Origin of the sequence: Enterococcus sp. 5B3_DIV0040 (assembly GCF_002140755.1) — a bacterium.
GTDB classification, from domain to species: domain Bacteria; phylum Bacillota; class Bacilli; order Lactobacillales; family Enterococcaceae; genus Enterococcus_D; species Enterococcus_D casseliflavus.
This window is the reverse complement of record NZ_NGLC01000001.1, coordinates 2,107,002-2,126,409: the sequence shown is the minus strand read 5'-3', so window position 1 is coordinate 2,126,409 and position 19,408 is coordinate 2,107,002. Positions and strand designations below refer to the sequence as shown.

Below are 19,408 nucleotides of genomic sequence, written 5' to 3'. Positions count from 1 at the left end.
AACGACATGAATTACAAAGAGTTAGCAAAAACGATCATCACCAATGTTGGTGGGGAAGAAAATATCCAAAGCTTGACCCATTGTGCGACCCGCTTGCGCTTCAACTTGAAAGATGACAGCAAACCACAAGAAAGTACCTTAAAACATATACCAGGCATCATGGGTGTGGTCAACAAAGGTGGACAGTACCAAGTGATCATCGGCAGTGATGTTGGCAATGTCTACAACGAAATCACTGCCCAAACCAATTTGACTAGTGATCAAGAAACAGAAGAAGACGATCGGGGACGTGTAGCGAAAATTATCGATACGATCACTGGGATCTTCACCCCGATCTTGCCAGCCATCACGGCAGCTGGGATGTTAAAAGCGGTCCTTTCGTTGCTGGTGGTCTTCAATGTCTTGACGGCAGAAAGTCAAAGTTACCAAATCCTAAACTTTATGGCAGATGCTGCGTTCTACTTCTTGCCTATTTTGCTGGCTGCTTCTTCTGCACAAAAATTCAAAGCCAATATGTATTTAGCTATGATGGTGGGGGGAATTTTACTCCATCCGAACTTTATTGCGATGGTGACAGCAGTCAATGAGGCAGGCGGCGGCATCCATTTGTTCGGCTTACCGATTTCACCAGTCACCTATTCATCATCGGTGATCCCCATCATCTTAAGTGTTTGGTTTATGTCTTACGTTGAACCGATTGCCGATAAAGTCTCACCAAAAGCAATCAAATTCTTTAGCAAACCGTTGCTAACGATCTTCGTTGTAGGGACAGTCGCATTAGTTGCTTTAGGCCCTCTAGGCTACATGATCAGTGAAGCGATCTCTACAGGGATCCAAGCCTTAGAAACGGTTAGCCCATGGATCGTTCCATTATTGATCGGTGCCTTCACCCCATTGTTCGTGGCGACAGGTACCCACTATGGATTGGTTCCTATCGGTATCAACAATCGAATGACCACAGGTTATGACACAGTGATCTATCCTGGCATGCTGGCTTCAAACGTCAGTCAAGGGGCTGCAGCAATCGGCGTTGGTTTCAAATCAAAAGATTCTACGATCAAACAATTGGCATTTTCTGCAGGTCTGACAGGTCTATTCGGCATCACTGAACCAGCGTTGTATGGGGTCAACTTACGGTTTAAAACACCTTTGTATGCAGCAATGATCGGTGGCGGATTTGGGGGTCTGTTTATGGGAATCATGCGTGTCCGCAATTTCTCAGGCGGCTCACCAGGTCTATTGACTTTGCCAAGCTATATCGGCGATGACACCTTACGTCATTTGACCAATGCCTGCATTGGTGCGGCAATCAGTATCGTGGTCACATTTATTGCGACATTATTCTTATACAAAGACCCTGTCACAGAAGAAGCACCTGAAGCAACACCAGCAGACAAAGAGCAAGAACCAACCCATCAAATCAGCGGCGCGGAGATCAAAGCACCTTTAAAAGGGGAACTAAAAAGCCTGCAAGCAGTCAATGACGGCATGTTTTCAGAAGAAATTCTTGGACAAGGGGTAGCGATCGAGCCAACCGTTGGAGAAGTGCTAGCACCAGTCAACGGGACTGTCACAGCAGTCTTTGATTCCAAACATGCCATTGGATTGACCAGTGAGGAAGGCATTGAGCTGCTGATTCACGTGGGGATCGATACAGTGCAATTGAATGGCGAAGGCTATGCCTATCAAGTAGAAAAAGGACAAAAAGTGACAGTTGGCGAACCTTTGATTACGTTTGATATTGAGTTTATCAAAGAAAAAGGTTATCCAGTGATCACGCCGATCGTTATCACCAACAGTGCAGAAGTGGGCGACATTTTGACGGCAAACAGTGGTCCGATTACGTTTGGCGATCAAATCATCAAAGTGATCGGCTAAAAAAGGAGAATAAGACATGGGATTTCCAGAAAACTTTTTATGGGGCGGCGCTACAGCCGCCAATCAATGTGAAGGCGGTTTTGATCAAGAGGGGCGTGGACTTGCCAATGTCGATGTGATTCCGACTGGCAAGGACCGACGAGCAGTCATTACCGGCAAGCGTGAGATGCTTGCCTTTGAAGAAGGGTATTTTTATCCAGCAAAAGAAGCGATCGATATGTACCATCATTTCAAAGAAGATATCGCTTTGTTTGCGGAGATGGGTTTTAAAACCTATCGTTTATCGATTGCTTGGTCAAGAATTTTTCCGAAGGGCGACGAAGAAACCCCTAATGAAGAAGGCTTGCGCTTTTATGAGGAACTGTTTTTGGAGTGCCGCAAATACCAAATCGAACCCTTGGTGACGATCACGCATTTTGACTGTCCGATCCATTTGATCAAAGAATACGGCGGTTGGCGCAACCGTAAGATGATTGCCTTTTACGAAAACCTTTGTCGGGCGATCTTCACTCGCTACAAAGGATTGGTGAAGTACTGGCTGACCTTTAATGAAATCAATATGATCTTGCATGCCCCGTTTCTCGGTGCAGGGCTGACCTTTGCTGAGGGCGAAAATGAAGAACAAATCAAATACCAAGCTGCTCATCATGAGTTAGTCGCTAGTGCGTTGGCAACGAAAATCGCCCACGAGATCGATCCAGAAAACAAAGTAGGCTGTATGCTGGCAGCGGCTAGTTATTATCCTTACAGCTGCAATCCGAAAGATGTCTGGGAAAGCAAAAAAAGCGATCGCGGCAACTATTTCTTTATCGATGTGCAATCGCGAGGAGAATATCCAAATTATGGTTTGAAGATGCTAGCGGAAAAAGGAATCACTCTGGAGCAAACCGCCGAAGATACGGCTTTATTAAAAGCCCATACCGTCGATTTTATTTCCTTTTCTTACTATGCCTCTCGGGTCGCTGCTTCAGAAGATTCCGGTGTTGAAAAAACGGAAGGCAACTTGTTCCCGACCATTAAAAACCCGTATTTAGAAGCGTCGGAATGGGGCTGGCAGATTGATCCGCTTGGTTTGCGGATCACGATGAATGATCTTTATGATCGTTACCAAAAACCACTTTTCATCGTCGAAAATGGTCTAGGAGCGGTGGATACACCAAACGAAGATGGAAAAATCAATGATGTGTATCGCATCGACTATTTACGTGCGCATATCGCTGCGATGAAAGAAGCCATTGACCAAGACGGTGTTGAACTGTTGGGCTATACTTCATGGGGCTGTATCGATTTGGTTTCTGCAGGAACCGGAGAAATGAAGAAACGCTATGGCTATATCTATGTCGATCGCGACAATGAAGGCAATGGCACATTAGCCCGCAGCAAAAAGCAATCCTTTTATTGGTACAAAAAAGTGATTGCCTCAAATGGGGAAGATTTGGCTTAAGCCAGTTCATTTATAAAAAGTAAACAAGGGTGTTCCGCTTTTTCAACTAGCGGATACCCTTGTTTTATTGATTTTCAGAATTATAAACTCGTGGTGTTGCTCGGTCGTTTGCGATAGTTGGAAGGGGTCAAAGCGGTCTCCCTTTTGAAAAGTGTCGTAAAGTAATTCGGATCATCAAACCCAGTTTCCAATGCGATTTCGATGATTTTTAAATCCGTATGGAGTAAGAGATACTCCGCTTTTTTGATGCGGAACTTATTTAGATAGGTAAAAAAGCTCATCTGGAAATTTCTTTTAAAAAAACGGCAGAAATGTTCTTTGCTATAGCCAATATATTGACTGATTTCCTCAAGTGTCACTGGGCGTTGATAATTTTCTTCAATAAAAAGTAGGATTTTCTTGCATTTGTACGTATTGAGTTTGCTTTTACTGTCGATAGGTTTCTTATTGCGATTAATGTATTGGCTATTTTGACAAAGATATTTAATAAATAAAAAGAGTTCCGCTTTGATCGCCAGCTCATACAATGGTTCCTTTAATGCAAATAAATCTATAATATGAGTCAATGCCTGTTGAATGTTCATATGAGAAACGAAATCACTTGTGATGTGAATCGCTTGCTGATCTGCGGAATGGAGCAACGGGTCCAGATAGGACTGCTGGATCAAATCAGAGACGCGGCTCTCAATAAAGGTCGCGTCAAAGACGATAGCAAAGAAGGTACAAGCTGTTTGCTGATAATTTAATGCCTCATGTAGCTGATTGGCAGGGATAAATACAAGCTCGCCTTCTTTAGCGATATAAGAAACACCTTCGACCTTTATTTCCATCTTTCCTCGAAAAATATACAGGATTTCGAGCTCGCGATGCCAATGGGTGTGGATCATATTTGCTTGATCAGCAGGATGATTTGTCAAATAAACACTGACTGGAAACAAGCTGTCACCATGTTCTGTGATCTCTTTTAAAGAAGTATCAATATCATATTCACTAGGGTTGGGCGTAAAAATATAGGGTTGGGTTACCATCTGTCTCCTCCATTTTCATCAATATTACAAGGTATTTCGGTTAAGATAACGATTACAGAAGGGCCGAAATATCAATATAATCAATTTGTGATCGAATTGATTGAGGAGGAAACAATGATGAAAAAGAGAATTTTGTTGACGGCTGCTACTATGTTAAGTGTGATCGGAATTGCTGGTTGCGGAAATTCTGGAAGCGGTACCTCAGATGATGGTAGTGTAACACTAGAAGTTTTTAACATCAAGACAGAGACTGCAGAACAGATGGATCGATTGGTTGCGGCTTTTGAAGAAAGCCATGAGGACATAAAAATCAATATGACTACTGTAGGTGGAGGAACGGACGCCACAGCGGCTCTCCAATCAAAATTTTCATCTGGTGATGAACCGGACATTTTTATGCTGGGGGGACTAGCAGATACGCAAACATGGGAACACAAGTTATATGACCTTGGGGATACAGAATTAGCTCAAAAAGCAATTGAGGGAACGTTGGAAGGGGCAACACTGAAGGAGACAGTTTACGGCTTGCCGATGAATATCGAAGGCTACGGTTGGCTGATCAATAAAGAGCTGTTTCAGCAAGCGGGAATCGATAGTGAAGCGATTGAAACATTTGCCGATTTTAAGGAGGCAGTAGAAACGTTAGATAGTAAGAAAGAAGAGTTAGGATTAGACGGTGTATTCGGCTTCAGCGGCGGTGAAACATGGGTTTCCAGTCAATTCAGTTCGAACTTTTTTGCACCTGAATTTAATGATAGCTTGAAAGAAACACTGGAAGCCAAAGAGCTTCACTTAACTTATGAGGCGCAACTGAAAGAATACGCTGATCTGGCGATCCAATACAATGCTCAACCTTTGGAATCAATGGATTACAGCACGTCAGTCGAAGAATTATTTGCCAGTGAGAAGGTTGCCATCATTCATCAAGGCAATTGGATTGTTCCTACATTAAACAGTTTGGATGATACATTTGCAAAAGAAAAATTAGCGATCGTCCCAATGCAAGTGGGAGACGGCAGCAAAATCGTAGCCGGACCAGCTTGGTATTGGGGTGTCAACAAAGATAAGGAACAAGAAGTGATCGATGCCTCCATACAATTTTTGACATGGATGTATACCGATGAAGAGGCGATGACCGCGATCATCGATGATTTTGAGTTTATTCCAGCTTATACGAACTTCTCCAGTGACGATATTTCTGATCCGTTGTCCAATGACATTTATACGTATTTAACGAATGGACAAACGGTTCCTTGGGTCCATAACTCTTATCCAGATGGATACGGACAAAATATTTTTGGGGTTCAGTTCCAGGCCTATGCAGCCGATCAAATCTCATGGACTGAGTTCACTGATCAGCTGAAAAGCAGCTGGGCGCAAGAACGTCAATAACCAAAGTGATGCCTATCCTGCAGTGATGCGCGCAGGATAGGCAAAATCAAGGAAATCATAGGAGGAGCTGTATGTTAACAAATCGTTCAAAATCATTTTGGCTGCTGCTAGCACCGGCATTCGTCGCATTATTGGTCGTTCTGTTTATTCCTTTATTTACAGGGGGATATTACTCACTGACCAACTGGAACGGCAATACGATCAGCGACTTTATCGGATTGGAAAACTACTTGCGCGCTTTTAAAGATCAGGCGTTCATTAACAGCTTGTTGTTCACGGCGAAATTTTCTGTTTACAGTGTGATCTTGATCAATGTCATCGCGCTGTTGTTAGCAACTTTAGTCACGCAAAAACTGGGACGCTGGACCACTCTATTTCGGACCGTCTTTTTCATGCCGAACTTAATTGGTGGGATCATACTAGGATTTATATGGCAATTTATTTTTAACAAAGCATTCGAGAGTATCGCCGATTTGACTGGGATCAATTTTTTTAATGGCTGGTTGAATACACCAGAAACAGGTTTTTGGGGTTTGGTTATCTTGTTCGTCTGGCAGATGAGCGGGTATATGATGTTGATCTATATTTCGTTTCTAAATAATATTCCAGAAGAAATTTTAGAAGCAGCAGATATGGACGGCGCCAATCCGCTACAAGTCTTTTTCCGAATCAAACTACCCATGCTGATGCCCGCGTTTACCGTAACATTGTTTTTGACGCTGTCAAATGCCTTTAAAATCTATGATCAAAACTTGGCGTTGACACAGGGGGGACCGTTTAATTCGACTCAGATGGCAGCCATGAATATTTACAATGAAGCTTTTTCAATGAGAAAAATGGGCTTTGCTCAGTCAAAAGCGATGATATTTCTGGTGATCATTGTCATTATTTCCATTATTCAAATCTCAATTACCCGCAGAAAGGAGATCAGCGCATGATCGAGACTCGTCACTCCTTTACTAAAAAGGGGAATACAAAAAGTAGACGGCAGAAGAAAAAAAAGCTGCAGCACAGTCTGCTGATCGTAAGTGGTCTTTTACTTGCGTGCTTATGGTTTTATCCGTTTTTCTTGATCGTGATCAATTCATTTAAAACAAAAGCAGAGATCTTTCAGAGTACGTTGTCGCTGCCTGGCGGATTGTCCTTTGAGAATTATCAAGAGGCGTTAGAAAAACTGGATTTCATCAGAAGTTTAATGAATTCATTGTTGATTACTGTCGGTTCTTTGATCTTGGTGGTCTTTGTTTCTTCAATGGCAGCATACGCTTTATCGAGAAATACCAGCCGCTTAAGTTCAGTCCTCTATTTTGTTGTTGCCATCGGCTTGCTGATCCCTTTTCAAGGGATCATGATTCCACTGATTTCTCTTTTTGGACGAATGAATTTGTTAAACCAGCCGGGTCTAATGATAATGTACTTGGGATTGGCTGTCAGTATGTCGACTTTTTTGTATTATGGTGCGTTAAGAGGCATTCCACGATCGCTGGATGAAGCAGCGATCATTGATGGGGCGAATACCTTTCAGATTTATTGGAAAGTAATATTGCCTTTGTTGAAACCAACGACGGTAACGGTGATTGTTTTGAATACATTGTGGTTTTGGAATGACTATTTATTGCCTTCATTAAGTATTAATAAAGCCGGAATGTATACGATTCCCTTGCGGATGTTTTATTTCTTCGGCGAATTTAACAAGCAATGGCATTTAGCGCTAGCCGCTCTGGTGATCGTTGTTCTGCCAATCATTCTCTTGTTTATTGCCTTGCAAAAACATGTAGTGAAAGGCATCTCAGATGGTGCAGTAAAGTAGGAGGAAAAGAAGATGAAATTTACAAATGGCTATTGGCTGGCAAAAGAAGGCGTCCAACTCGAACATCCCCGAATTGCTTATGATCATAAGGTAGAAAAGGAGCAATTGACCCTTTATCTGCCCTATCAAGAGATTCAGCGGCGTGGCGATACCTTGAACCTTGGTTTAACCACACTCACGTTTTCGACTCCGAAAAACGATGTAATCAAAGTCAGCTTGGTGCATCATGACCAGACGATGCAGGCCCCGTCGTTTGCACTAGATACTCAACCGGCAGACGTGAAGATCGATACCGATAACGAAGACATGTATATCTTCAAATCTGGATCATTGGAAGCGAAAGTCCCTAAACAAGCGGCTTTTAAAATCGACTTTTTCGGAGAAGGTAGCTTGTTGACTTCTTCCATGCCTAAAGCACAGGCTAAAATTTCGGGAAATGACGGTAAGCAGTATATGCGAGAACAGCTTTCGCTAGATCCTTATGAACTTGTTTACGGATTAGGGGAACGGTTCACTCCTTTTATCAAGAACGGTCAAACCGTTGATATTTGGAATCAAGACGGTGGTACGGGTAGCGAGCAGGCATACAAAAATATTCCGTTTTATTTGACGAATAAAGGCTACGGTATTTTTGTTGATCATCCCGAAGCGGTTTCCTTTGAAGTGGCTTCTGAGAACGTTTCCCGCACGCAATTCAGTGTCGAGGGGCAGCGTCTGGACTATTACATCATCTATGGACCAGATATGAAAGCCATTCTAGAAAAATACACCGACATGACAGGAAAACCCGCCTTACCGCCAGCATGGTCTTTTGGCTTATGGCTATCCACTTCATTTACGACTGATTATAGTGAAGAAACAGTGATGCACTTTATCGATGAAATGCAAGCTCGTGATATTCCTTTTGATGTCTTTCATTTTGATTGTTTCTGGATGAAGGAATTTGAATGGTGTGGATTTGAATGGAATGACGAATTGTTTCCTGATCCGAAAGGATTACTAAAGAAAATCCATGAGAAAGGATTAAAAGTCAGTTTATGGATCAACCCTTACATTGGGCAAAAAGCCTCTGTATATCAAGAATGCAAAGAGAAAGGGTACTTTATTAAGAACCAAGCAGGTGAAGTCTGGCAGTGGGATCTTTGGCAAGCTGGACAAGGGATCATTGATTTTACCAATCCAGAGGCTCGTCAATGGTATAAAGATCGCTTAAAGGAATTGATTGAATTAGGTGTTGATTCCTTTAAGACGGATTTCGGTGAGCGGATCCCTGAAGATGCCGTCTATTATGACGGATCAGATCCAAAAAAAATGCACAATTATTATGCCTATCTATACAATGAAACCGTCTTTGAACTGCTGGCGGAAATGCGGGAAAATCAAGCCGTTCTTTTTGCTCGTTCTGCTTCTGTTGGTTCCCAAAAATTTCCTGTCCATTGGGGAGGCGACAATTTATCTGAATATTCTTCGATGGCAGAGTCTCTGCGTGGTGGCTTATCCTTTGTCTTATCTGGTTTTGGATTTTGGAGCCATGATATCGGCGGGTTTGAAGAACAAGCGACCCCCGACTTGTATAAACGTTGGACGCAATTTGGTTTATTGTCGACCCACAGTCGTTACCATGGCAATGTTGAATATCGGGTACCATGGAATTTTGGAGAAGAAGCAGCAAAAGTCAGTCAATCTTTTTCAAAATTGAAAAACCGCCTAATGCCTTATATTTATCGTCAAGCAGCAGACACTGCAAAAACGGGCATTCCCCTGATGCGTCCGTTGATGCTAGAGTTCCCAGAGGATCAGACGGTTTATGCCATTGATAAGCAGTATATGCTGGGGGATCGCTTACTAGTTGCGCCGATTTTTAATGAGCAAGGAAAGGTTCCGTTCTATCTGCCAGCTGGAACTTGGACAAATTATTTAGACAACAAACGCTATGAAGGCCAAAAATGGTGGGAAGAACGCTATGACTATTTCCATCTACCGTTGATGGTACGACCGAATTCACTGATCATTGAAGGAAGCGTTGAACAGACCGCCGCCTATGACTACACCAAAAACCTGATCGTTCATGCCTTTGAAATAACGGAAGCAGTTTCTGCTGAAGTCTATGATCAGCAAGGTGTGCCAGCTGGAACAATCTCTGTTGAGCCAGAGGCGAGCGGTTATCGAATTTGTATGGAAGGGTTGGGAAAGGTTCAGGTGCTGTTTCGCAATCGAAGCTTTGCAAATGCCCAACGACATCCTTTTGGCAGCTTGATCACTATGGACGGACAAGAAATGACCGTCTTTGAATAGGGAAACAAAACCTACCGTTCTTGATGGGTATCTATCAAGGACGGTAGGTTTTTTGTAGTGAACGAAGCATTGAAGAACTAACGGCAAAGTGCAGACCTAGTTCTTTGGCTCAGATTTGTTCCTCCCGCTGGATCGGCAGCAGCAAGCGAACGGTGGTTCCTTCGTTGATGCGTGATTCTACAGTCAATCCGTATTTTTCCCCATAGAGCAGCTTGATACGCTGATCAATATTGTCTAAGCCAATACCCGAATAGTGTTCAAAATGGTTGGCGGTGCTGGTTGGGTGCTCTTCATTGAACCCGATGCCCGTATCGATAATCTCAATTTTCAGGCCTTCCTTACTGACGCGAGAAAAAATCTGGATCAATCCTGAATCCTCTTCGGGAAAGGCATGCAGGTAGGCATTTTCGATAATCGGTTGCAAAATCATCTTCGGTACGAGAATATCTTCGCAGCCATCTTCTGAAAAAATCGTTGATTGGATGCGATTGCCGTAACGTACGTTCATTAACACGAGGTATTCTTCCACGATCGCTAGCTCATCCTTTAAGGGGACGATCTCTTTGCGGTTAAAGGTATGTCGCAACAATTGGACAAAGCTTTCAATCGCTTGGGTGGCGGCTTCTTGTTCGTTTTGCCAGATCAAAAACTTGATGGCAGTCAATGTGTTGTAGACAAAATGCGGTTGGATCTGCATTTGCAACGAGCGGATCTCGAACTTGCGTTTTTCGGCTTCTGTAACCATTAAATGATCGACATAAGATTCCAAGTCCTCTAGCATCAAGTTATACGCACGCCCCAATTCTCGCGTTTCGTACGTCCCGTTGATGGTAACCTTGTCGCTGAAATCGCCTTGTGTGACCGCAGGCAGCTTGGCAATCAGCTGATAAATCGGTTGGGTGATATTGCGGATGATCCAAAATGCCAGCAGACTAAAGAGTAAAATACTGACGACAGAAATCAAAAGAGCTGGCTTGATCAGATTCATATTGCGTACTAGATGCGATTCATCCAAAACATCGTAAAAAGTAAAATGATACGAATAAAGGGGCAGCTGATTGATGCTAGTATCTCTTTTGACCGTGACGAGACGATCTTCAAACGGCTTGCCTAAAAGGCTCGGATCAGAAGTGGAAAGAATTTGATTTTGCTCATTGACGATATAGATCGAGTGGAGACTGGTATCTAAGAGTTGACGATAGATCGAAGAAAAATCGGATTCTTTTAAGAAAATCAGGGCATAGCCGAAAATCGTTTCTTCTTTCATTAATTTGCGCACGTACATCAAGCCAGGGGAGTCGCTGGTGGAGGTACTTAAGCCTTGGTCCAAGAAATAATATTGACTGATGGCGTCATTGTCATTGATCTGCTGGATAAAGGCACTGGCGAGAAAATCATCTACTGATTGATTGCGAACCGCATCGTTTTGAAAGAAAGTGCCCCCGTTGACCCCAATCAACACTAAATTCGAGGGGATGTCTTGAAACAAAGAGCGGGTGTCTTTTAATTGCTCGTTTAATTCTAAAATCGTACGGCCTTGATTCATGTCGCCTTCTAAGTATGTTTCAACGGCTTTGCTTTCATCGACGATGTCAAAAATCCGATGGATATTCTCGTTCAGACGCTCATAATCTTCTTGGATTTTTTCCAGTAGCAGCTGATTGGAACTCTGGTACGAAGCAACATAGGCATCTTTCGAGCGACCATAGATCACGACGACGGTTAGCAGACAAACACTAATGACCCCGACGACAACAAAGAGGAAGATCCGACTGAATAATTCATTTTTCTGAATCCATTGGTTGATTTTCATAATTGATTCAACCGCCGATACTTCGATGGGGTGACTTGGCATTCTTTCTTAAAGATGCGAGAAAAATAGCTAATATCCGAATACCCGACCGCTTCACTGATTTCAGATAGATTCAGATCAGATTGTGTCAGTAGTTCTTTGGCTTTATCCAAGCGGGTTTTCTTTACATACTCAGAAAAGCTCATTTTCAGTTTCGCAGAAAGAAAAGCCGAAAGGTAGGTGTAACTAAAATGAAAGGTTTCAGCCAGTTCAGACAAAGACAGACTTTTAGTGTAATTGTCTTGAATGAAGCGCTGGATCGCAACGAGTAGATCATCTTCATCCAATGGTGATAAGGTCGTCAGCTGTTGACGAATATCATCAATGGTCGCCAACAACAAATCAGAAAAATCTTCCAAATACTGCACGTGACCGATGGCATGCAAAAATTCGGCTTTTAAGCGGCTAAAGCGTGGAGCAGTGGGAAATTCTTCTTCCAAGCGGGACAGTAACGTGTAAAAAATACTGCTGGCCTGCTGTTTTAAGAATGTCGGATCGACATTGGATAAGATCATGTCATTAAAATATTCCTCGATTCTGGTGATTCCTAACAAAAAGTTGTTGTCTAACAAAGCCCGCAAGAACTTCTTCGTATCAAAGCGATCACTTTCGATGTACAAAAAGAGTTCTTGTTCTGGCACCAACCGTTGTCGTTTATAAAAAAACGATTGTCCTTGGCTTTTGGCTTTAAGGGTCACAAAATGGTCCCGCAACTGTTCAATCTTTTGAAAGGGCACACTGAGAGTAAAGAAGGCGTCTGGCTCGGTAAAACGCAATTGTTCCAACGTTTCTTTCAAAGAGGAATAAACATCCGTTCCTTCAGGATAACTGATCACTAAGCCGGCATCTTTGTTACTGGTTTGAAAAAAGAGCGTCTTTACCTGCGGTTGTGATTGAGTAAATTCCGTTAATGCATGCAGCAGCTGATCATTGGCACGAAAGCCACTAAAATTGGTGGTCAAAATTTGGGCTTGCTGTTGCGACTGATCTAATGCAAGGTAGTCCGCCAAAGGAGCCAACGGTTCTTCATACCCTGCTAAATAGCGATTCAACGATTCTTGCAGCTGCGTCTCCTCAGTCACGGAGCCTTTCGTATGTGACAGCTTTTGTGAGATGTTGTGCAGCGTCTTCAACAAGAGTGTCGGTGTCAGTGTCGGTTTTAAAAGATAATCTACGGCACCATTTCTAAAAGACTGACTGACGTATTGGAAATCATCGTAGCTGCTCAAGACCAAAAAATGGACTTCTGGATATTGTTGTTGAATGATCGTTGTGAGTTGAAGACCGTCCATTTGTGGCATTTTCAAATCCGTGATCACGATGTCGGGATTCAGTTCATGGATCAGCGCCAATGCTTCTTGCCCGTTCGCTGCATCGCCTAAGAGACGGAACCCTTCTTGCTCCCAACGTATCATATGTTTCAATCCATCTCGGATCGTTGCCTCATCATCAACGACTAAGACCGTGCGTAAAATAGTCATGGTATCCCCCCTATATCTCTTCTTTATTATAAACGCTTTCAAAAAAGAAAGGTATTGTAACTTTTTTCTATTTTTGGACAAATTTAGTAAGCTCTTTCATAATCGTTGAATACGGTTACAAAATCAGTGTATAGTTAGCCATGTAAATAAAAGGAAAGAGGGATAAAAATGAAAAAACTACTTGCATCGATGGTAACGGCGGCTGCAGTGCTGACTTTGGCGGCTTGCGGAAACAGCAACACAAGCTCAGGGGATTCTGGCGAGTCCTCAAACAAAGTCACGGTCTGGGCATGGGATGAGACCTTCAACATCAAGGCAGTCAATGAAGCCAAAAAAGTATATGAAAATCAAGATGTCGATGTGGAAGTCGTGACGATGTCGCAAGATGATATCGTCCAAAAATTAAATACGAGTCTGGCATCTGGAAATACGGACGGACTACCAAATATCGTTTTGATCGAAGACTACCGCATCCAAGGATACCTTTCTTCTTATCCAGATGCGTTTAGTGATCTAACGGATATCGTGAATGAGGAGGATTTCTCCAGCTATAAATTTGCGGTCAATAAAGTCGACGATGTCATTTATGGGGTGCCATTTGACAGTGGCGTCGCAGGACTATTTTACCGCACAGATTATTTGACCGATGCAGGCTATGAGCAAGCTGATCTCCAAGATATTACTTGGGATGATTTTATCAGCATCGCCAAAGACGTCAAAGAAAAAACGGGTCACGCTATGATGTCGTTAGACCCAAGCGATCTTGGCTTGGCACGAATCATTATGCAATCGGCAGGCGAATGGTATACCGGTGAAGATGGCTCCACCGTAACCATCAAAGACAATGAATCATTCAAAGCCGGTCTAACTGTCTTAGCAACATTGTTGAATGAAGGCTTAGTTGAACAAGTTTCTGATTGGGATGGCGGGGTCAATGCCGTTCAATCGGGGAATGTCGCCTCTGCGCCAACTGGTGCGTGGTATTCCAGCACGATTCAAGGCGCTGAAGACCAAAGCGGCAAATGGGCGATCGCTCCAATCCCATCTATCGCTGGCAACAGCAATTCAGTCAATGCTTCTAGCATCGGCGGAGCAGGCTGGTACGTGATCAAAGGGGTTGACGGCGAAGAAAATGCCAAAGACTTTTTAGCTAATACCTTTGCTTCAAACAAAGAATTGATGGGTACATTAGCTACCGAGATCGGTTTGGTTTCAACCATGAATGCTGCAGAAGAAACGGAAGAATATACGTCGGGGCTTGATTTCTATGGCGGTCAAAAAGTCTTCCAAGATTTCTCTCAATGGTCACAAGAAATTCCAGCCGTGAACTACGGCAATCACACCTATGCCATTGAATCTGTCTTGACTGAAAGCTTGCAACGAGTGATCAACGGCGAAGACATCGATAAAGTATTAGAAGAAGCACAATCACAAGTGGAAGCACAAATTGCAAACTAATCGAACAACTTTGCAGAAACTCGTGAGCGATCGCGAGTTTCTGTGTTAAGGGGGAATTACAATGAAAAACAAAACAAAAAATTGGTTTGCAAACGGCAATGCCTTTATTACCTTACCCGTCATTTTGATCACGATGCTGGTCTTTATTCCGATGGTCTCGGCATTGTTCACGTCATTCCAATCAGGACCACCGACAGCGATGACCTTTAACGGTCTTGGCAACTATCAGCGGATGTTGAGCGACTCAACCTTTAAAAAAGCCTTTGGCAATACGTTTTTATACTTATTAGTCCAAGTTCCGATCATGCTCTTTTTGGCGCTGATCGTATCGAACATACTGAATGACAAAAAATTGAAATTTAAAGGGCTATTCCGCACCGCCTTGTTTTTACCCTGTATCACATCCTTGGTTTCTTATTCCTTGATCATGAAAAGTCTCTTTTCGGCAAATGGGTTAGTCAATAACTTTTTGACGCAACTACACCTGATCGATGCACCGATCCAATGGTTGACGGACCCCTTCTGGGCAAAAGTACTGATCATTTTTGCCATCACGTGGCGTTGGACTGGCTACAATATGATCTTTTTCATCTCAGGCATGCAAAATATCGATCCAAGTATTTACGAAGCGGCAGAGATCGATGGTGCCACGAAATGGGATCAGTTCTTCAAAATCACGATTCCCAACTTGCGTCCAATCATCTTATTTACCACGATCACCTCAACGATCGGTACGCTGCAATTATTCGATGAAGTTCAAAATATCACTGGCGGTGGACCAGCCAATGCCACGACGACCTTGTCGCAATATATCTACAATTTGAGTTACAAATTCACGCCAAACTTTGGGTATGCCGCTGCGGTCTCCTTTGTTATCGTGATTGCGATCGTGATCTTATCGATCATCCAAACGAAAATAGGAGGAAAAGAAAATTGAAAACAATCTCACTCACTTTAAAATACGTCTTTCTGGCGATTTTGGCTTTCATCTCTATTTTTCCATTTGTTTGGATGATTCTAGGGATGACCAATCAAACCTTTGATATCGTTGCTGGAAAAATCATGATTGGCGATCAATTGGTCATCAACTTCCAAAATCTCTTTTCTTCCGATTTGAATTTTACTCGCGCATTAGGCAATTCCGCAGTGATTGCCGTGATTACGACCGTCTTTGCGCTGTTGTTCTCCTCCATGGCAGGGTATGGCTTTGAGATCTATCGGACGAAAACCAAAGACCGCATCTTTAATATTCTCCTGCTGTCGATGATGGTGCCTTTTGCCGCGCTAATGATCCCGCTCTATCGGATGTTCAGCAAACTTAGCGGCACACCGATCGGGATCAATACCTTCGCTGTCGTGATTTTGCCCTCAGTCTGTACCGCCTTTTTGATTTTCTTTTTCCGCCAAAACATCAAGGCATTCCCTAGAGAATTAGTCGAAGCTGCTCGGATCGATGGCTTGAATGAACTGAGTATTTTCTTTAGAGTCTACATGCCTACGGCTAAAAATACTTATGCAGCTGCTGCGATCATTACGTTTATGGGCAGCTGGAACAATTATTTATGGCCATTAGTTGCCCTGCAATCACCAGACAAACGGACCGTTCCACTGGTTCTTTCAGCAATGGGTGCTTCTTATACCCCTGATTATGGCATGATGATGTGCGGCATCGTGATCGCCACACTGCCAACGGCCATCATTTTCTTCGTTTTACAAAAACAATTTGTCCAAGGGATGCTGGGATCCGTGAAATAAGCGGGACATCAGCAAACAAATACAAAGTAGAGGGTACGATATGATTCTTTTTGACAAACAATTAAACGTCTTTCATTTAAGCAACGATCAAATCAGCTATCTCTTACAGATAGAGGAAGGGGGCAATGTGGCGCACCTTTATTTTGGGAAGAAAATCGCCCATTATTCTGGTGGCTATCGCTACCCACGCCTTGATCGGTCCTTTTCACCTAATCCCCCAGACAGTAGCGATCGGCTTTTCTCATTAGACACCTTGATGCTAGAGTTTCCTGGTAATGGCTTCGGGGACTTTCGAGAAGCTGCCTATACGATTCGCCAGTCTGACGGCAGCCGAGTCAGCCATTTTGTCTTTAGTGATTACCAGATTCAACAAGGCAAACCAGCCTTAGCAGGATTGCCTCAGACCCATGGGGCCGACGACGGCATCGAAACACTGATTCTGTTCTTAAAAGATGATGTGGCGGGACTCGAGCTGCAGCTGTTTTACACGATTTTTGAGGGGGCGGCAGTGATCGTCCGCTCAAGTAAAATAATCAACCACGGAAACCAGCCTGTTACCATCGAAAAGCTGGCGAGTCAATCCCTGGATTTTCCTAACCGTCCCTTTGATTTGATCCACTTGCCAGGGGCGTGGGCGAAGGAACGCCAAGTGACTCGAGAACCAATCCATCGCGGCATCAAGCGTTTAGACAGCAAGCGGGGTTCCAGCAGCCATCAGCAAAATCCCTTTGCCGTCTTGCTGGAACCTAATGCTACGGAGTTTGCTGGGGAGTGTTTTGGTTTTAGCTTGCTGTATAGCGGCAATCATGAAACCATCATCGAAAAAGATCCTTACCAACAGACCCGTGTGATCATGGGGATCAACAGCCATCAATTTGCCTGGCAATTGCCGCCAACTGAAAGCTTTCAAGCCCCAGAAGCCGTGATTGCTTATAGTGAGGCTGGCTTGAATCAGCTGTCAGCCACCTATCATGATTTTTATGACGAGCATTTGATTCGGGGCAAATACAAAAAGCAAGAACGGCCGATCCTGATCAATAACTGGGAGGCAACGTACTTTGATTTCAATGAAGAAAAGCTAGATGCCCTCGTTGATGAAGCCAAGGAGCTGGGAATCGAACTGTTTGTTTTGGATGACGGCTGGTTTGGTCAGCGAGAAGACGACCAAACCTCATTAGGCGATTGGTTTGAAAACGAAGGCAAGCTGGCTTCTGGCTTGGCAGGATTTGCCCAAAAAGTCCATAACAAAGGGCTACAATTCGGGCTTTGGCTGGAACCAGAAATGGTTTCTGGTGACAGTGAACTGAACCGACAGCACCCTGATTGGCTATTACAAGTACCCAATCGCAAGCCAGCGCTTAGCCGCAGTCAGTATGTGTTGGACTTTTCTCGACAAGATGTCAGAGACCATCTCTATCAGCAATTATCCCAACTGTTTGATACGGTTGCCATCGACTATATCAAATGGGACATGAACCGCAGTCTGTCGGATGTCTATTCCTTGCTCCTCGATCCTGCCCAGCAAGGGGAGGTTGCACATCGCTATCTGCTGGGCTTGTATGAATTTCTAGAAAAACTGACCACTGCCTATCCAACGATCCTGTTTGAAGGCTGTTCTGGCGGTGGCGGGCGCTTTGATGCTGGCTTCTTGTATTATATGCCGCAGATTTGGACCAGCGACAACACCGATGCCATCGCCCGCCTGAAGATCCAATACGGAACCAGTCTGGTCTATCCGCCATCCACCATGGGTGCCCATGTCTCAGCGATCCCGAACCATCAGACCCAACGGGCAACGGATCTAGCGATTCGTGGCAATGCTGCGATGTCTGGCTTGCTGGGCTATGAGCTTGACTTGACACAGCTGACACAAGAAGAAAAAGCGCAGATCAAAGAACAAATCGCTTTTTATAAAAAACATCGGCGCCTGCTGCAGTTGGGCCGCTTTGTTCGACTGCTCAGCCCTTATGAAGGCAATGACGCCGCCTGGCTGTATGTTTCCCCAGATAAAAAAGAAGCGATCGTCTTTTACTTCCGAGTCTTAGCCGAAGCCTCTGCACCATTGGTTACTTTAAAGCTGGCTGGCTTAGATCCAGACCTTACCTATCAAAGTGGTGGAGAGACCTTCGGTGGCGATGAATTGATGCAGCTCGGGTTATATATTGATCCTCATTTAGCAGGGGATTACGCCACACAGCGGTTTCATTTTGTTGCAAAAGCGCCTCACGAATGAAAATCAGCGTCCTGTCAAAGCAACATGTTTTGACGGGACGCTTTATTGTGCTGCCGCAAGCTTTTGGCTAATGAACGGCGACTGAGAAGTTATTTTTGAACAAATGATTTATTTTTTTCTCGAGAAGTCGTATGATGAAGGAGGAGGCAGGCAGTTTGCTTCTGACAATCAATAAGAGGAGGGTGTTCAACATGGACGAACAGCCACTAGGCAAGGAAACAGAAGCAGGGTTGATTGCTGCAGGATATCGGAAGTATCGTGGCGAAGCGATCGATATTTATTACAACAAAGAGATCTGCACTCACAGCGGCAACTGTATACGGGGCAATCCCGCTATTTTTGAAGTTGGACGGCGCCCATGGGTGATTCCTGATAACGGGGAAGCAGCGCAAGCGGCACAAGTGATCCACACTTGCCCCAGCGGTGCATTAAAGTACATATTAAAGGAGGAAGAACCATGGAAATCTTAGAAGAAAACACTCGATTTGTGTTAAAAGACGGCGACAAAGAAATCGGTGAAATGACGTGGTCGGAAGCGGGCGAAACGCGCTTGATCATTGACCATACCTTTGTCGATCCCGCTTATCGGGGCCAAGGTCTGGCCGAAAAATTAGTGGCAAAAGGGGTGGAAAAAGCCCGCAAAGAACAAAAGAAAATCATTCCTTTGTGTCCCTTTGCCAAAAAAGAATTTGAACGCAAACCAGAATATGCCGATGTTTGGAACCAATAAATAAAAAAAAAGACCCCCGTCAGCTCAAGCAGGTACCTTTGAGCTGATGGGG

14 protein-coding genes and 1 pseudogene are annotated in these 19,408 nt (G+C 43.8%); 12 read left to right on the top strand and 3 right to left on the bottom strand.

Features of this window, described 5'->3' with window-relative positions; translation table 11 throughout:
• Window positions 1-6: 6 nt before the first annotated feature.
• Entirely contained in the window at window positions 7-1,878 is a 1,872-nt protein-coding gene (locus A5883_RS09975; protein WP_034857644.1) for a beta-glucoside-specific PTS transporter subunit IIABC, read from the top strand.
• A gap of 16 nt (window positions 1,879-1,894) precedes the next feature.
• Window positions 1,895-3,322 (top strand): 6-phospho-beta-glucosidase, encoded by a 1,428-nt coding sequence (locus tag A5883_RS09970; protein ID WP_016608167.1) that lies wholly within the window; start codon window positions 1,895-1,897, stop codon window positions 3,320-3,322.
• 80 nt (window positions 3,323-3,402) lie between these two features.
• On the opposite strand, the gene A5883_RS09965 is transcribed toward A5883_RS09970, so the two are convergent.
• Complete coding sequence (locus tag A5883_RS09965) at window positions 3,403-4,350, bottom strand: AraC family transcriptional regulator (RefSeq protein WP_016608166.1); 948 nt, start codon at window positions 4,348-4,350, stop codon at window positions 3,403-3,405.
• 117 nt (window positions 4,351-4,467) lie between these two features.
• On the opposite strand from A5883_RS09965, the gene A5883_RS09960 reads away from it, so the two are divergent.
• From A5883_RS09960 to yicI, 4 genes are all read left to right on the top strand, one after another.
• Window positions 4,468-5,742, top strand: coding sequence for an ABC transporter substrate-binding protein (locus A5883_RS09960; RefSeq protein ID WP_034857642.1), 1,275 nt, complete (start codon window positions 4,468-4,470; stop codon window positions 5,740-5,742).
• A 71-nt stretch (window positions 5,743-5,813) separates the two neighbouring features.
• A complete protein-coding gene (locus A5883_RS09955; RefSeq protein ID WP_008378847.1) occupies window positions 5,814-6,680 on the top strand; it encodes a carbohydrate ABC transporter permease in 867 nt (288 codons plus the stop codon).
• The gene (locus A5883_RS09950) at window positions 6,677-7,552 is read left to right on the top strand and encodes a carbohydrate ABC transporter permease (protein WP_016608164.1); all 876 of its coding nucleotides are present in this window, start codon (window positions 6,677-6,679) and stop codon (window positions 7,550-7,552) included. The genes A5883_RS09955 and A5883_RS09950 overlap by 4 nt, the downstream gene beginning before the upstream one ends.
• Window positions 7,553-7,564: 12 nt before the next feature.
• Window positions 7,565-9,847: an alpha-xylosidase gene (gene yicI / locus A5883_RS09945; protein WP_086338461.1), complete on the top strand. Its 2,283-nt coding sequence runs from the start codon at window positions 7,565-7,567 to the stop codon at window positions 9,845-9,847.
• Between the two features lie 109 nt (window positions 9,848-9,956).
• On the opposite strand, the gene A5883_RS09940 is transcribed toward yicI, so the two are convergent.
• Window positions 9,957-11,660, bottom strand: a complete 1,704-nt coding sequence (locus tag A5883_RS09940) for a sensor histidine kinase (protein WP_016608161.1) — start codon at window positions 11,658-11,660, stop codon at window positions 9,957-9,959.
• Window positions 11,657-13,180 carry a response regulator transcription factor gene (locus A5883_RS09935; protein ID WP_074932056.1) on the bottom strand — a complete coding sequence of 508 codons (1,524 nt, stop codon included), beginning with the start codon at window positions 13,178-13,180 and terminating at the stop codon, window positions 11,657-11,659. Before A5883_RS09935 ends, A5883_RS09940 begins: the two co-directional genes overlap by 4 nt.
• 168 nt (window positions 13,181-13,348) lie before the next feature.
• Here A5883_RS09935 and A5883_RS09930 point away from each other — a divergent pair, with 168 nt between their 5' ends.
• The 6 genes and pseudogenes from A5883_RS09930 (at window position 13,349) to A5883_RS09905 (ending at window position 19,356) form a co-directional block, all read left to right on the top strand.
• Window positions 13,349-14,638 carry an ABC transporter substrate-binding protein gene (locus A5883_RS09930; RefSeq protein ID WP_016608159.1) on the top strand — a complete coding sequence of 430 codons (1,290 nt, stop codon included), beginning with the start codon at window positions 13,349-13,351 and terminating at the stop codon, window positions 14,636-14,638.
• Between the two features lie 61 nt (window positions 14,639-14,699).
• The gene (locus A5883_RS09925; protein ID WP_010747841.1) at window positions 14,700-15,575 is read left to right on the top strand and encodes a carbohydrate ABC transporter permease; all 876 of its coding nucleotides are present in this window, start codon (window positions 14,700-14,702) and stop codon (window positions 15,573-15,575) included.
• A 2-nt stretch (window positions 15,576-15,577) separates the two neighbouring features.
• A pseudogene (locus tag A5883_RS09920) lies at window positions 15,578-16,393 on the top strand (carbohydrate ABC transporter permease); the annotation flags it as partial.
• A gap of 40 nt (window positions 16,394-16,433) precedes the next feature.
• Window positions 16,434-18,626, top strand: coding sequence for an alpha-galactosidase (locus tag A5883_RS09915; RefSeq protein ID WP_086338460.1), 2,193 nt, complete (start codon window positions 16,434-16,436; stop codon window positions 18,624-18,626).
• Between the two features lie 191 nt (window positions 18,627-18,817).
• A complete protein-coding gene (locus A5883_RS09910) occupies window positions 18,818-19,096 on the top strand; it encodes a (4Fe-4S)-binding protein (protein WP_034857635.1) in 279 nt (92 codons plus the stop codon).
• Entirely contained in the window at window positions 19,084-19,356 is a 273-nt protein-coding gene (locus A5883_RS09905) for a GNAT family N-acetyltransferase (protein ID WP_010747845.1), read from the top strand. The genes A5883_RS09910 and A5883_RS09905 overlap by 13 nt, the downstream gene beginning before the upstream one ends.
• The last annotated feature ends 52 nt before the right edge of the window (window positions 19,357-19,408 follow it).

Coding starts and splice junctions, on each gene's coding strand:
- A5883_RS09975 (WP_034857644.1), top strand. CDS start 7: ATGAATTACAAAGAGTTAGCAAAAACGATCATCACCAATGTTGGTGGG.
- A5883_RS09970 (WP_016608167.1), top strand. CDS start 1,895: ATGGGATTTCCAGAAAACTTTTTATGGGGCGGCGCTACAGCCGCCAAT.
- A5883_RS09965 (WP_016608166.1), bottom strand. CDS start 4,350: ATGGTAACCCAACCCTATATTTTTACGCCCAACCCTAGTGAATATGAT.
- A5883_RS09960 (WP_034857642.1), top strand. CDS start 4,468: ATGAAAAAGAGAATTTTGTTGACGGCTGCTACTATGTTAAGTGTGATC.
- A5883_RS09955 (WP_008378847.1), top strand. CDS start 5,814: ATGTTAACAAATCGTTCAAAATCATTTTGGCTGCTGCTAGCACCGGCA.
- A5883_RS09950 (WP_016608164.1), top strand. CDS start 6,677: ATGATCGAGACTCGTCACTCCTTTACTAAAAAGGGGAATACAAAAAGT.
- yicI (WP_086338461.1), top strand. CDS start 7,565: ATGAAATTTACAAATGGCTATTGGCTGGCAAAAGAAGGCGTCCAACTC.
- A5883_RS09940 (WP_016608161.1), bottom strand. CDS start 11,660: ATGAAAATCAACCAATGGATTCAGAAAAATGAATTATTCAGTCGGATC.
- A5883_RS09935 (WP_074932056.1), bottom strand. CDS start 13,180: ATGACTATTTTACGCACGGTCTTAGTCGTTGATGATGAGGCAACGATC.
- A5883_RS09930 (WP_016608159.1), top strand. CDS start 13,349: ATGAAAAAACTACTTGCATCGATGGTAACGGCGGCTGCAGTGCTGACT.
- A5883_RS09925 (WP_010747841.1), top strand. CDS start 14,700: ATGAAAAACAAAACAAAAAATTGGTTTGCAAACGGCAATGCCTTTATT.
- A5883_RS09915 (WP_086338460.1), top strand. CDS start 16,434: ATGATTCTTTTTGACAAACAATTAAACGTCTTTCATTTAAGCAACGAT.
- A5883_RS09910 (WP_034857635.1), top strand. CDS start 18,818: ATGGACGAACAGCCACTAGGCAAGGAAACAGAAGCAGGGTTGATTGCT.
- A5883_RS09905 (WP_010747845.1), top strand. CDS start 19,084: ATGGAAATCTTAGAAGAAAACACTCGATTTGTGTTAAAAGACGGCGAC.